We start from the raw sequence: 14,384 nt of genomic DNA, 5'->3' as shown, positions 1-14,384 counted from the left end.
ACCATAATAATGTAATAACTTCTCGAATTCACATGGAGCACATGAGTGAGCGCATCATCATCCGCCGTCCCCGCTGAAACGGCTCCTGCAGACGACACCGAAGTCAAGTCGACACGTCGCTCTCGTGTGAGCGGCATAGATCGTGCGTTGCAGGTGATTGATTATCTTTATGAAACCGGTGCTCCGGCTGGTCCCTATGCGATTGCAAAGGCGATCAAGGCACCTTTGTCGACGGTCTATGTAACCATCGATGATCTCGTTGAAAAGAATATGCTCGCCCGCAACGCGGATGGCGCAATCTGGCTCGGTGCGCGGCTCTATCACTACGGTCTTGCTTATGCGCGCTCGCTTGATTTCATGAGCGTCGCCACGCACGAGATGCATGATCTTTGCCGCGAAGCGAACGAAGCGGTGCAGCTGTGTGGACGGGACGGAGATCATATGCTCGTTCTGGCCATGGCGGATGGACCAAGCCCGTTCCAGGTTGCCTCGCGTGTCGGCACAAGAGTGCCCTTGAACTGGACCGCGTCCGGACGTCTGCTGGTCGGTCATTTGGCTGCAAATGAACGGATCGAGCTTTTCAAGCGCTGCGCCCGAACTTCTCCAACCGGTCGGGCCGAAATCGACGCCGCAAGTCTTTCGGAGGCTGCGGCGAAAGCCTTCGATGAACGGCTCTCGATCCAGATTGCGGAATCCGATTATGCGGTTGCCTGTATTGCTTCCCCGATCTGCGACCGCGATGGACAATGCGTTGCGACGATCTCCATCGTGCTCCCGGAGCAGAAAGTGCTTTCCGACGAAGGTCGCTACACCAGTCAGGTACGCGCTTCGGCAGCGAAGATCGAAAAGCTGATGGGTTGGCGCAATCATTAACGCTGTCCTAGTCGTTCAGGGCTACGATCGCTTCGATTTCAACCGTGATATTGCCCGGCAAGGAACCGAAGCCGACGGCTGAACGTGCATGTTGTCCGGCAGCACCAAATACTTCGATGAAAAGATCGGAGCAGCCATTGATGACATTGGGATGCAGTTCAAAATCCGGCACGGCATTGACCATCCCCAATAGTTTCACGACACGTTTCACACGGGAAAGATCGCCAAGAGCCTCGTGCATGACGGCCAGCAGATTGATACCCGTCAGGCGGGCATCCTGATAGGCTTGATCCACGCCAATATCGCCACCGACTTTACCCGCGCGCAAATATCCGCTCTCCTCCCGGGGGCCCTGCCCTGAAAGATAGAGGATATTGCCTTCCCGAACATGCGTGACAAAGTTCGCGATAGGTGGGGGTGGGGGCGGTAAAGTTATGCCAAGCGAAGCCAAGCGATCATAAGGGGAATGCTGTATTTCGGTCGTTTGGGGAGAATGAGACACGAATTTTCCTCATCATTTCGTCACGGGGCGTTCCCGCAAATTCAATGCTGCGCCAATTGTTTCAGCGCCACGAATAACCGTGGCTATGACGAACGAGTTTGCGCGCACGCGGTATATAGCGGCTGGCCGTAATGGCCTCGGCGCCGATGACTGCGTAGCGAGGTTCAAAAAGCCTGTTCAGGCGAGACACATCGCCATTGGAATCCGTCGCTTCCAGGTCGGCGTCGAGCAGATCAAAGATCGTGAAATCTGCGCGCTGTCCTACCGAAAGCCGGTTTTCCATCGAGAGCTTGATCACCGACGCCGGATTGTGCGTGACAGCTTCGATGACATTTTCGAACGGCATGTTGACCGACAGCAGCTTGGACATGGTTGTCGCCAGATCCCAGACAGGGAAATTCATCGAGTGGCCATGCAGGTCCGTCGAGATTGAGAATGGAAGGAGACCACGTTCAATTGCCGCTTCAGCAACCTTGAACGAAAAGGACGCTCCGCCATGGCCGATATCAAGCCGGATACCTTCGCCAGCGCAGCGTCCCGCGAGGTTGAACAGGTCTTCGTCTTCCATAATGCTGGAACCGGATTTGCCGTTGAAGCAATGCGTGACCACATCGCCAGGGCCAAGAATTTCAAGAACCTCGTCATAGAGCGCGGGCGGCTCGCCTACATGCACCATCATAGGCACTTTGAGTATCTTGGCGATCTTCTTACCAAGCTTGACCGGCGTAACGCCCCATGACCCGGTTATGACATGGCTGGCCCGGACCTTGATCCCTACAATATGCTCACTGTTGGCTGCATAGCATTCGAGAATACGATCAAGATCGATGTCCTTGATGTCTCGTAGTTCCGGAACCCGGTTGCAAGCGACAAGGCCGATTGAACCGAGATTGAGGAAGGCTTTGATCCGTTCCTTGGACGGTTCGATGATATATTCTCGGAAACCATGAAAATTGGCTTCTCCCGCCGAACCGGCATCAACGAGCGTTGTCACCCCTCGCTCAGCACCGCACTCCGAAGGGCGTATCGAAATATCCGTGCCGCCGTGCCAGATATGGACATGCAGATCGACCCAACCCGGCGAAATCCAGGCTCCCTTGCCATCGACACGCTCCACCTCTGCCGGTGCGTTCAACGACTTGCCGATGGCGCTGATATTGCCGTCTTTCCCGACCAGAATATCGGTCGTCATATCGAAATGTTCTGCACCGAAAGCTACCGGTTTGACATTGGTGATTAGAAGCGGCTTCGTTTGTTCACCGGAAATCATATTACAAATCCCTTCGCAGTCTTGGATCGAGCATGTCGCGTAGTCCGTCGCCAACCATCTGGAGCGAGAGGACAGAAAGAATGATGGCGAAGCCGGGGAAGTAGGTCATCCAGTCGGCTTGTCCGATATATTGGCGTCCTGCGGCAATCATGGTTCCCCAGGTTGGAATCTCGGGGCTTACGCCGAGACCAAGGAAGGAGAGCCCCGCTTCGGCGAGCATTGCGCTCGCAAAGAGGAAAGTGCACTGCACGATGATGGGCGAGATCAGATTTCTCAGCACGTGCCGCGTCATGATGTGGAATGTCGAAATTCCAAGCGATTGAGCCGCTTCGACATAAGGCAATTCACGGATCACCAGCGTTGAGGCGCGCACGATGCGCGCCAGCCTCGGTGCGTAGACGATAGACAACGCAACGATGACCGTCGCCAGCGATGGGCCAAGCGCAGCGACCAGGGCAATGGCCAACAGAATATCGGGGAACGCCATCATCGCGTCGATCAGGCGAGCGATGGGCGTATCCAGACGCTGGAAGAAGCCTGCGAGCAATCCGAGTGTCACCCCTATGATCGCCGACAGGACGACAACAGCCGCGCCCACCATAAGTGACAGCCGTCCGGCATAGATCGTACGAGAAAAGACGTCACGCCCGAACTCATCCGTACCGAACCAAAACATCTCGCTCGGCGGCTTTAGACGGTTGACGATGGATAGCTTCGACGGTGAATAAGGTGCGATCCAGGGCGCCAGCAGCGCGAGGATAGCAAAGACTGCAAGCACAATAATGCCGGCCGCTACCGTCTTGCGTTTGAACAGCCGACGGATGAACAAAGCCCGTTCCGAAAGGGCTTTTTGCGTGGTCGTAACAAGATCGGCCATCAGTAGCGAACCCTCGGATCTACGAACAGATAGAGCATATCGATGATGAAATTAATCAAGACATAGAGCCCTGCTATGACGAGCAGCGCGCCCTGAATTACCGGATAATCCCGTCGCAGGACTGCAGACACGACAAGATTGCCAACCCCCGGCAGGCCGAACACCGTTTCCGTTACCACGGCTCCGGAGATCAGGACGGCTGCAGTAAGACCGACAACCGTCAGGATCGGGATCAGCGCGTTCTTCAATGCGTGCTTCATGATTACACGCCGCTCAATCAAACCCTTTGCACGCGCCGTGCGGATGTAGTCGTCACCAAGAACATCAAGCATTGAGGCACGGGTGAAACGCAGGATCAGAGCAGAGGAAACCAACCCCAGCGCAAAGGCTGGCAGGATCAGATGATACATTCGATCCATAAAGCTCGAACCCGGACCGCCATAGCCGGACACAGGAAACAGGTTCAGCCGGACCGCAAAAAACTGCATGAGGATAAGGCCGAGCCAGAAGCTCGGTATGCTCGCTGCAAGCATGGCAACCGTCGTTGCAGCCTGATCGACAAAGGAACCACGCCGATAAGCTGCATAAACTCCAACCGGCAGAGCAATGATGCAGGCAATCAGAAGCGAAAGAACGGTCAGGAAGAATGTTGGTTCGGCCCGGTCAAGCAATGCCGCACCGACCGGCATGTTGAGAAAGATCGACTGACCGAGATCGCCCTTCAGTAGCTGACCGATGTAGTAAAAGTATTGAATGACCAGCGACTGATCGAGGCCAAGTCGGGCGCGCAGATCGGCAATGTCCTGCGCCGATGCATCCGGTCCAAGCATGACAGCGGCAGGATCACCTGGCGTCACCCGGACAATCACGAATACGATCGTCACGACCAGAAACATGACGACAGCCATGCCGACAAACCGCTGAAGGATGTAGCGCACCATGCGATCAGATTCTCCAGATTGAACACTTCAGCAAATGCCGACCGGACGGACGGCATTTGCATTGCCCGGAAGTTACTTCTTCAGCGAAGCATTCCAGAAGTAAGGCCACGGCGCGGGCTCAACGCCCTCCAGCTTGGTGGACATTGCCGCGACAGCATTGAAGTCGCCGATCTTGATCAGGGGCAGTTCGTCATAAATGGTCTTCTGAACGTCTGCCCACAGCGCAATGCGCTTTTCCGGATTGGATTCAGACGTGAATGCATCGACTACGGTTTTACGCGCCGGCGTGTCCCACCAACCCGGCGAGCTGGTCGACAGAGAACCCATCAAAGCAGGCTCGGGCAGGAAAGGGCTGTGCGTTATGTAGATATCCCAGAGCTTGGGATCAGCGCGGCGCTGCGTCAGTGTCGCCCAATCGACAACCTGCAAATCCACGTTGAAACCGGCAAGCTTCAGATATTCTGCAGCCACCTGCGCCATCTTGTAGTGGAACTCATACTGGCGGCTTGTCAAAATGCGTAACGGCTCGCCATTATAGCCAGCAGCCTTCAATTCTTCGGCTGCAGCTTCCGGCTGGGCCACATTATAATTGCCTTCAACGCCAGCGTCAGAATTCCAGACGAAATTGGACGGATAGAAGGCGCCGTCTAACGCGTAGAATTCCGTACTGCCGAATGCAGCCGCAAGCATGTCTTCCATACTCAATGCGTGTGTGACAGCCTTTCGTACCGGCAATTTCGACGCCACGCCTTCCTTGGTGTTGAACACAAAGACTGGATAGCCGAAGGGCTTGAGAAGCAATGGCTGGGAAGCCGTTGATGACTTGATCTTGTCGAATGATTCAACTGGAATGGAATCGACATAGTCATACTGTCCGGAAACCGCCGCTTCGACACGGGTGTTGGCGTCTGGCACCGATACAAACCGGATTTCATCAAGATATTGATGGCGTGCGCCGCCATAACCGTCACTCTCGCCATCGCGCGACTTGTAACCGTCGAAACGTACGAGCTGAATATACTGATCTGCCTTTCGCTCCTTGAGCATATAGGGACCGGTGCCGATAAACTCATTCATCGGCTCTGCCTGCTTTTCTGACGGTATGATGATCGCCGCAGAGTTGTTGAAGGCAAGCAGAGAGGTCAATGGCGCATAGGGCTGCTTGAGCGTTATCGTCACTGTGGCCGGATCAGTCGCCGCGATATTATCGATAAAGGCCGACGCCTGCTTTCCGCGCGAAGCGAGCTTCGTCCAGCGCTCCAGCGACGCAACCACGTCTTCCGACGTCATGTCGCTACCGTCATGGAACTTGATATCGGAACGCAGCTTGATCGTATAGGTTTTTCCATTCGCGCTGATTTCAGGCAGGCTTTCTGCCAGCAATGGCGTCGGCTTCCATTCCTTGTCGAACGTATAGAGCGTTTCGAAGATATGCTGCGTGACGATACCCACAAGATCGGCGGTGGACACCATCGGATCGAGCGTCGGCGGCTCGCCAATGGTCGCGACATTGATGACACCACCCTTGTCCTGAGCCAGCGAAACGCCGGGACTGAAGATCATGGCAGAAGCCAGAAGGAGTGCTAGTTTGATCCGCAAGGCAGAACCCCCATTTTTGAATTGTTCCACAATTATGTTATATAAGCTTTTATAAAAGAATAACTAAGATCATGAGGGTGTCAATCCATCAAAGCACATCGACTGGAAATCTTCCGCCGATAACGATGGAATGCTCATACAATGTGGGCATTTCAGATTTTATGGGTGGCAGCACCAATGCTGTGTCGATAAGAGTGCGCCATGACACGCAAAGGCCAGGGCTATCTCTTCACACTTCTCGCGGTTACCATTTTTGCAACGCAGGATGGTATCTCAAAGTATCTTGGCACCCATTATTCGCCGATCCTCATAACGATGATTCGCTATTGGGTCTTTGCAGCCTTCGTTCTCCTGCTTGCAATCCGCTCCGGAGGCATTGCCAAGGCCGCAGCAACGAAACGTCCTTTCTTGCAGGTTTTTCGCGGCATCCTGCTTGCTGCTGAAATCGTTACATTCATATTCGCTCTCAGTCGCGCGGGCATGGCAACGGCACAATCGATCTTTCAGGGCGCGCCGCTATTAGTGACCATGCTCTCCGTGCCCTTCCTTGGCGAAAAGGTTGGCTGGAGACGTTGGACTGCAATTATTGTCGGGTTGATCGGTGTTTTGCTGATTATCAATCCAGTGAACGCGACATTCGACGCAAGCCTGCTTCTGCCCGTGGCGGCGATGGTCATGTTCGCCGTTTATGCGGTTGCGACACGCGCCGTCAGCAAGAGCGACGATGCCATGACGAGTTTCTTCTACACTGGCATAGCAGGTGCCGTTGCCCTCACATTTGTCGGCAGTTTCTATCTCATGCCTATTGCCAGAAGCGACTGGTTCTGGATGGCAGCCCTTTGTGCCTGCGGTATCGCAAGCCATTATTTCCTTATCCGTGCCTACAACATTCTGGAGGCAGGAGAAGTACAGCCGCTTACTTATCTGCAGCTCGTTATCGGCGCATGTATCGCAGTCACGGTGTTCCACGAGCAATTGACATGGAACATCATCGCCGGCGCAGTCATCGTCGTCGGCGCCGGGCTGTTCTCGGTCTTCCGCGAACGGCAACTTGGCAAAAGAACGCCGCCCGCGCTCGGATAGATTTCAATTCTCAATGCAGGATAAACTGGCAAGTCAAGCTCAACGGCATTGCTCGCTGGCGTGGCTCGGTCGCTTGACAAATTAAACTTGATAATTTAATTCATGTTTTGACCTCTACTGGTCGCGTAGACTTCCAGCCGGCGCTTGACCTACTGAGAGCGCCGGTCTTTTTATGTCTTGTGTGCAAAACAAGCGCGGTCGAGTGGAACAGTCATGACGCAGCCAGCCCCATCGGATATCAGCCATATCGAAACTGATTGCGTGATCGCAGGTGGTGGGCCAGCAGGGCTGATGCTGGGGCTTCTGCTGGCGCGCTCAGGTATCAACGTGACCGTTCTCGAAAAGCACCCGGATTTTCTGCGCGATTTTCGCGGCGACACAATTCACCCGTCCACCCTTCAGGTCATGTATGAACTCGACTTGCTGGATGGCCTTCTTGCCCTCCCCCATACCAAAGCGCATCGGCTACATGCAGAAATCGGCGGCAAGGACATCACAATAGCCGATTTTTCGAGAATTCCCGCTCAGTGTCGTTTCATCGCTTTCATGCCGCAATGGGAATTTTTGGATTATATTGCACGCGAAGCTGCGAAGTATTCGAACTTCAGACTCATTATATCTGCGAGCGTGGTCGATCTCATCGAACGGAATGGGAAGGTCACCGGCCTCCTTGCAACAACATCCGATGCATCGATCAGGATTGATGCCAAACTCGTCGTAGGGGCAGACGGGCGAAACTCCACGGTTCGCACAAAGGCCGGTCTGGAGGTCGAAAGCTTTGGCTCGCCAAGCGAAATTCTCTGGATGAAGCTGTCACACGCTCCCAATGACCCACCCTATACGATGGGCCACGGCGGTCCTCGACAGGGTTTCGTCATGATCGATCGCGGCGATTACTGGCAATGCGGTTATGTGCTCCGCAAACAGACCTTTGCTGACGTCAGACAAGGAGGACTCGATGCACTCCGCAAAGCAGTTGCGGAAGTCTCCCCTTTGCCTGCCGACCGAATGGATGAAATACGCACCTGGGATGACGTTCATCTCCTGAGCGTCCGCATTGACCGACTTAAGACATGGTGGAAGCCGGGGCTTCTGTGTATCGGTGATGCCGCTCATGCCATGTCGCCAATCGGCGGCTTTGGGGTCAATCTCGCCATTCAGGACGCCGTTGCAGCTGCAAATATTCTGACCGCACCGCTTCAGGAAAACCAAACTTTAGAACCGCATCTCGCTGCAGTCGAAGCACGGCGTCGTTTTCCGACAAAGGCAACACAGAAGCTTCAATTGATGATGCGCAGCGATCGACGCAAGCGCGAAACAAATGACACTAGGCGCGATGGGCCACCCGCTTTTATGCGCCACATCGCACGCTGGCCCATTCTTGCACATCTGGCGGGCAGGTTAATAGGGGTCGGCTTCCGCCCGGAACACGTCCGAAACAACTAAGCGGAGAGCTTCAGTCCATATCGTCAAGTTCGTCGTGAATACCGGCGACGATCTCCAACCGCTGTTGCGCCGATTTGCCTGCATGCGAAGCATAGGTCAAAGCGAGAAGCCGAATGGCGCTGCTGACGGCGGTATATGATGCTCCCAATGCGAAGCTGTCTACATGACACGGCAGCACGACGCGCGCATAACGCTGGGCCTCCGAAACCGATCCCCGGTCCGTAATGGTCACAATATTCAACCGGCTCGTAGCCGCATAACCCAGAATTTGTTTCAACAATGCCCGATGTGGCGGCAGCGTGATCAACAACAACACATCTTTCGGACCAGTCATGGCAAGGTCTTCAGCCCACGAGCCCTGATTGATACCAAGGATCATCACGCTGTGACGCAACCTTGAGAACAAGAGCCGCGCATAACGCGCGAACCCTTCCTCGTCGCCTATCCCGACCACCCAGACACGCGGCGCTTCTGCGATAAGTTCGGCAGCTTCACGCATCTTGTCGGACCGAAGCGCCTCGAATGTTCGGGTTATATTGGCGATCTCCAGATTAAGATGCGCACTGATGGTACGCACCAGCGGCACTTCTTCGTCAACCGTGCTCGAATATTCAAAAGGTTCGGTGCGATTGCGCTCCTCACGCGCCTGAAGTTTGACTTCATTGAAATCCGCATAGCCCAGATGCTGAAAGAAACGAGCTGTGGTTGCCTTGGATACGCCAGCCATCTCCGCGATTTCAGTAGCGGAATGAATCAGGATGTCGTCCTCGCGCTCGAGAACGAGCTGCGCGATTTTCTGCTCGCCTGCGGTGAGCTTTGCGTAGCGCTCCTGTATGCGCAGTACCAGACGTGAAGCCATGTGCGTTTATTCCGAATCTCTCTGTGCACTAAAAAAGCTTATCATCGCCTCTTGCAATACTGAAACATTTGTTTCATTGATAATGAAACATTGAAATTCATGGAATCTCCATGGCGTATTCCCGCAGTATACGGCAGCGCATATGGGATCGGCTGAAAGACGTCGCCCGCCCTGATGCACGCTTCCACTTCAAGTTCTCGGAATTCATACCGGATTTTGAAGGTGTAGAGGCAGCGACGGATCGCTTGCTGGTGGTTGAAGGGATTGCGAAAGCCAAACTGGTTTTTGTGACGCCAGATAATTCCATGATCGAATTGCGCCGTCGCCTGATCATGTCGGGTACACCATTCATCATGCCGACCTACGGCATGCAGCGCGGCTTTCTCCTGCTGGAACCGGGATCCGTTCCCCCGGGGCTGGAGAAAGCCGCAGCCTGGCTTGACGGTATGGAACATTTCGGTCGATCGGTCAGTCTCGAAGACCTGACTCATATCGGCCGTTTTGATGTCATTGCGACTGGCGCATCCGCTGTTTCCATCGATGGAGTCCGCTTTGGCAAAGGCCATGCGTTCTTCGATCTGGAATGGGGCATGTTCACCGATCTGGGTCTTGCTGACGAGCAGTCTCTGATTGCAGCAGCCGTGCATGACGTACAAATCGTGGAAGAGCGCCTCAACGTATCGGAGAACGATATTGCTCTCGATTTCATTGCCACGCCCAGCCGCCTGATTGAGATAACACGTAACCGTCGCAGGCCGCGCGGTATTCGCTGGAACGACGTTTCAGCCGAAGAAATCCAGTCCATCCCGCCGCTGCGTGAGCTTGCGCGCATGCGCGGCATTGCCTGACAGTTCAGCACCAAAAGGAAAATTCAATGAATATTGCCCTGGATCGCCGCCGTTTTCTCGGACTTTTGGGCGCCGCAGCCACTCTGCCAGCTATGAGCCGTTTTGCCTCAGCGGATGCACCGTTCAACTTTCAGGCCTCCTGGATCAATGACGCAGAATTCAGCGGCTATTTCATTGCAGTCGACAAGGGCTTCTATCGCGAAGAAGGCCTCGACCTGAACTATATTTCCGGTGGGCCCGACGTCATCCCGGAAAGCACTATCATCGCGGGCAAGGCCGACCTGACCCTCACCACTCCCGACACGACGATCAAGGCAATCGTCGAACAGGGAGCGCCTTTCAAGATTATCGGCGCCCAGTATCAGAAGAACCCTATCGGCATTATTTCGCTCGCCAAAAACCCGATCAGGGAGCCAAAGGACCTGATTGGCAAGACGCTGGCTGTGCCGCCGGTCAATGTCATCTCGGTCGAAGCCATGCTGAAGATTTCGGGCATCGAACCTTCTCAGGTCAACATCGTTCCTTATGCCTATGATCCAACGCCGCTCATCAAGGGTGAAATCGACGCTTCGCTCGACTTTACGACCAATGTTCCTTTCACCATCAAGCAGGCAGGCGAAGAGGCCGTGTCGTTCCTGCTCTATGATTTCGGCTTTACGATCTTCAACGATACGGTTGTCGTGACGGAAGAAACACTCAAAGCAAAGCGCAAGGATCTCGTTGCTTTCCTTCGCGCAAGCCGCAAGGGCTGGAATGAAAACCTCAAGGACCCGGCAGCCTACCCACCAAAATTTGCCGACAGCTGGTTCAAGGGTACGGGCAGGTCGATTGAAAATGAAATCTATTTCAACACCGCCCAGAAGCCGCTGATCGAGTCGCCGAACGGTGTATTCTCCATGAGCGAAGAAGCCATCGAGAACACGATCAAGGCGCTCGGTACGATTGGCATCGCCGCCAAGCGCGATCATTTCGACACTACGCTTCTTGAAGAGATTTGATGCCTGAGATGTCCGGGATCAAGCTTGAAAATGTGACGCGCTCTTTTTCGGGGCGCGGCACGGATGTAATTGCATTATCCGATGTCTCGCTCGCATGCCCGACCGGCTCGTTCACTGCACTTATCGGGCCGTCCGGCTGTGGCAAGTCGACTATGTTGCGGCTGGCACTCGGCCTCGACCAACCCGACGGCGGCTCGATTTCGGTCATGGGCAAAAGCCCTGCAGAAGCAGCAAAGGCCGGACTGACCGGTGTGGCTTTTCAGGATGCGGCGCTCATGCCCTGGCGCAGTGTCGAAGACAATATTGCATTGCCGCTGGATGTACTTGGCCAGTCTCGCTCCGCAAAGGCTGAGCGGATTGCCGAATTGATCGCCCTTGTTGGCCTCAAAGGCTTCGAGAAGGCACTTCCAGGTGAGCTTTCAGGTGGCATGCGCCAGCGTGTGGCAATTGCCCGCTCCCTGGTCACCGATCCGCGCGTTCTGTTTCTCGACGAGCCTTTCGGCGCGCTTGACCAGATATTGCGCCGCCAGATGAACATCGAGCTTCAACGCATTTGGCTTGAAAGCAAGGCGACCACCCTGCTCGTTACCCATGGCATAGACGAGGCGGTATTCCTCGCCGACCGGATTGTGGTGATGCACAGTCGCCCCGGACGCATCGCGCAGATCATCGATATTCCGCTGGAACGCCCACGCAGCCCCGAAATATTCAGCACATCGCAGTTCCATGCGCTGGAGGACGCTGTCGCGGAGGCTCTGCATGGCTGACATGAAGCCATCGAACCATTTCTCTACCTTGCGCAACTGGGTCATCCTCATTGCAGCCTGGGAGATATGCGGCCGCTTTTCCCTGATCGCAGGTGGCGCCTTGCCGGCACCTTCGGCAATTCTGGCCCGCCTGTGGATCGACCGAGCCGATTATCCAGCCCACATACTGGCCACGCTTCAGGGCGCAGGTTCTGGCTTTGTCATCGGCAACCTTGTTGCCGTTGCTGCAGGCATTCTGTTCGCTCTCTTTCCGGCTGCCGCGAAACTGGGACGTGGCGTCAACATCGCGATTTTTGCACTGCCTCCAATTGCCATTTCGCCCATTCTGGTGCTGACTTTCTCAGGAATGACGCCGCGTATCACACTGGCGGCACTCGGTTGTTATTTCATCACCATGGCTGCTACCGTGACCGGCATCAGCCAGACAGACCGCCGCATGGTGGATATTGTTCGTGCCTATGGCGGCAGCCGATGGAAAGTGCTGCGTCTGGCGCAATTGCGATCCGCCCTGCCGTCAATCCTTGCCGGTCTGCGAATTGCGGCTCCGAATGCAGTTCTGGGCTCCATTCTGGCCGAGTTTGGTGGCGGCGGACGCTTTGGTCTCGGCGCTTATCTGATCGGCTCTCTCGGGAGAGCTGAACCGACCCGGCTCTGGGGTATCGGTTTGTGTGCTACCTTGCTTGCAGGATTGGCCTATGCGCTCTTTTCCATCCTTGCAAAAATGTTGACCGGCAGCACCAAGGCCATCACCGTCCCAGCCAACGCTCCGAACGCTACCCCGCGCAGCTCGCGTGGTTTGAATTTTATTCTCGTCATTTGTTCGATCGCGCTTCCATTCGTCTTGTGGTGGCTACTGCTTGTGGCCATGGGAACACCGGCCATGATTGCCAAAACGCCGACCGGACTGTTCGACTATCTGTTCCTCGCTCCGTCGGCAGCTCCCGCGCAGGCAAAATTGCTGACGGCGCTTTCGCAGACTTTGCCGCTTACCTTTCTGGGCATGGCAGCAGGCATCCTCTTCGCCTTTGCACTCGCTATCGCCTCCGTCGCCAAACCTGCCATCGTGCGCGGCTTCATGCCTGTCGCTCTTGTCACGCAGACGATGCCGCTCGTCGCCCTGACGCCCCTGCTCGTTTTGTTGTTGGGACGCGGGCCGTCCGTCATCCTCTGGATCACGGTGTCGGTCACATTCTTCCCTGCCTTCGTGACCATGGCGCAGGGTATGGCACTGGTTCCTCGTGCGGCGCTGGACGTGCCCCGCGCCTATGGTGCGAGCATCTGGACACAAATCCGTCTGGTATCCGTACCCGCCTCCCTGCCCTATCTCTTCGCTGCCATTCGCCTTGCCGTACCCCGCGCTTTGCTTGGAGTCATGATTGCCGAATGGCTGGCCACGGGTACGGGGCTCGGAAACCTTCTCAACCAGTCACGCGGATATCTCGACTACGGCATGATCTGGGCCGTTGCGGTTGTGTCCGTCATGCTATCCGTCTTTTTCTATCAAATCGTAGCCCTCTGCGAGCGCCAGGTACTCGCACGCCGCGGCATGAGCCCGGCAGACTAAAATGCAAGGAGTTCCCATGGAAATCACCGATCACAAAGCTTCCGTTCGCGAACGTGTGTGGAGCGAGTTGCGCAAGGTCGCTGTCCCGGATAGCCGTTTCCATTTCGACTTTGGCGAGTTCATCGCGGATTTCGAAGGTGGAGAGGATGCCGTAGCCCGTCTGACAAGCCATCGCTATTATCAGAACGCAGACTTCATCTTCATCACGCCAGATAATTGTCTCGACCGCCTGCGTCTTCAAGCTTTGAAAGACGGTAAGACCGTTCTGATAACCACATATTCGATCAAGCGCGGCTTCTGGGTTCTCGATCCGAAGTTGATTTCGCCGGACTATTATCTTTATGCCTCGACGCTCGACGGCATGGAGCGTGTAGGACAGCCGGTAACGCTGAAAGATATCTCGGCCATGCCGGTCGTCGACTACATGGTTACCGGCACCGGCGCGATCAATCTCGAAGGGGTCCGTTTTGGTAAAGGACATGGTTTCTTCGATGCCGAATGGGGCATGCTTTACCGTCTGGGCCGCATCACCGCCGCAACGCCAGCAGCGGCGGTCGTGCATGATTGTCAGGTACTGAGTGAAAAGCTGACGCCGGATGTCTACGATACAGTTGCGGACGTGATTTTCACCCCCACCCGCACAATCGAGGTGAAGGACCCGCACAAGCCAACCTGCGGCATCATCTGGGATCGTCTCGACCCTGTCATGTACGAAACGATCCCTCCGCTTCAGGAACTGAAGGCCATGGGGCTATAG

At 55.2% G+C, this 14,384-nt stretch carries 14 protein-coding genes; 8 read left to right on the top strand and 6 right to left on the bottom strand.

Annotation, left to right across the window (positions count from 1 at the left end):
* Positions 1–45 precede the first annotated feature (45 nt).
* On the top strand, positions 46–873 hold the full coding sequence (locus MKS82_RS25960; RefSeq protein ID WP_109986797.1) for an IclR family transcriptional regulator: 828 nt from the start codon (positions 46–48) through the stop codon (positions 871–873).
* A 7-nt stretch (positions 874–880) separates the two neighbouring features.
* Here the strand turns inward: MKS82_RS25960 and MKS82_RS25955 are convergent, their stop codons facing one another.
* From MKS82_RS25955 to MKS82_RS25935, 5 genes are all read right to left on the bottom strand, one after another.
* The gene (locus tag MKS82_RS25955; RefSeq protein WP_109986796.1) at positions 881–1,375 is read right to left on the bottom strand and encodes a RidA family protein; all 495 of its coding nucleotides are present in this window, start codon (positions 1,373–1,375) and stop codon (positions 881–883) included.
* A 61-nt stretch (positions 1,376–1,436) separates the two neighbouring features.
* On the bottom strand, positions 1,437–2,645 hold the full coding sequence (locus MKS82_RS25950) for an amidohydrolase/deacetylase family metallohydrolase (protein WP_109986795.1): 1,209 nt from the start codon (positions 2,643–2,645) through the stop codon (positions 1,437–1,439).
* A 1-nt stretch (position 2,646) separates the two neighbouring features.
* Positions 2,647–3,522, bottom strand: a complete 876-nt coding sequence (locus MKS82_RS25945) for an ABC transporter permease (RefSeq protein ID WP_109986794.1) — start codon at positions 3,520–3,522, stop codon at positions 2,647–2,649.
* Positions 3,522–4,463 (bottom strand): ABC transporter permease, encoded by a 942-nt coding sequence (locus MKS82_RS25940; RefSeq protein WP_176037014.1) that lies wholly within the window; start codon positions 4,461–4,463, stop codon positions 3,522–3,524. Before MKS82_RS25940 ends, MKS82_RS25945 begins: the two co-directional genes overlap by 1 nt.
* A gap of 72 nt (positions 4,464–4,535) precedes the next feature.
* Positions 4,536–6,026 (bottom strand): ABC transporter substrate-binding protein, encoded by a 1,491-nt coding sequence (locus MKS82_RS25935; protein WP_445558102.1) that lies wholly within the window; start codon positions 6,024–6,026, stop codon positions 4,536–4,538.
* Between the two features lie 237 nt (positions 6,027–6,263).
* Here MKS82_RS25935 and MKS82_RS25930 point away from each other — a divergent pair, with 237 nt between their 5' ends.
* Entirely contained in the window at positions 6,264–7,145 is an 882-nt protein-coding gene (locus tag MKS82_RS25930; RefSeq protein WP_109986792.1) for a DMT family transporter, read from the top strand.
* Between the two features lie 213 nt (positions 7,146–7,358).
* Positions 7,359–8,591: an FAD-dependent oxidoreductase gene (locus MKS82_RS25925; RefSeq protein ID WP_109986791.1), complete on the top strand. Its 1,233-nt coding sequence runs from the start codon at positions 7,359–7,361 to the stop codon at positions 8,589–8,591.
* Between the two features lie 10 nt (positions 8,592–8,601).
* Here the strand turns inward: MKS82_RS25925 and MKS82_RS25920 are convergent, their stop codons facing one another.
* A complete protein-coding gene (locus MKS82_RS25920) occupies positions 8,602–9,450 on the bottom strand; it encodes a MurR/RpiR family transcriptional regulator (protein ID WP_109986790.1) in 849 nt (282 codons plus the stop codon).
* 110 nt (positions 9,451–9,560) lie between these two features.
* Between MKS82_RS25920 and MKS82_RS25915 the strand changes: the two genes are divergently transcribed.
* The 5 genes from MKS82_RS25915 to MKS82_RS25895 are packed head-to-tail and all read left to right on the top strand — an operon-like array spanning position 9,561 to position 14,384.
* Positions 9,561–10,298: a 5-formyltetrahydrofolate cyclo-ligase gene (locus MKS82_RS25915; RefSeq protein WP_109986789.1), complete on the top strand. Its 738-nt coding sequence runs from the start codon at positions 9,561–9,563 to the stop codon at positions 10,296–10,298.
* A gap of 26 nt (positions 10,299–10,324) precedes the next feature.
* Positions 10,325–11,296 (top strand): ABC transporter substrate-binding protein, encoded by a 972-nt coding sequence (locus MKS82_RS25910; RefSeq protein ID WP_109986788.1) that lies wholly within the window; start codon positions 10,325–10,327, stop codon positions 11,294–11,296.
* Positions 11,296–12,063, top strand: coding sequence for an ABC transporter ATP-binding protein (locus tag MKS82_RS25905; RefSeq protein ID WP_109986787.1), 768 nt, complete (start codon positions 11,296–11,298; stop codon positions 12,061–12,063). The genes MKS82_RS25910 and MKS82_RS25905 overlap by 1 nt, the downstream gene beginning before the upstream one ends.
* Positions 12,056–13,627 (top strand): ABC transporter permease, encoded by a 1,572-nt coding sequence (locus MKS82_RS25900; protein WP_061346656.1) that lies wholly within the window; start codon positions 12,056–12,058, stop codon positions 13,625–13,627. The genes MKS82_RS25905 and MKS82_RS25900 overlap by 8 nt, the downstream gene beginning before the upstream one ends.
* Positions 13,628–13,643: 16 nt before the next feature.
* On the top strand, positions 13,644–14,384 hold the full coding sequence (locus tag MKS82_RS25895; protein WP_061346657.1) for a 5-formyltetrahydrofolate cyclo-ligase: 741 nt from the start codon (positions 13,644–13,646) through the stop codon (positions 14,382–14,384).

Source organism: Ochrobactrum sp. A-1 (genome assembly GCF_022488005.1).
GTDB lineage: Bacteria > Pseudomonadota > Alphaproteobacteria > Rhizobiales > Rhizobiaceae > Brucella.
Note: the sequence above shows the minus strand (reverse complement) of the source record. Positions and strands in the feature narration are given on the sequence as shown.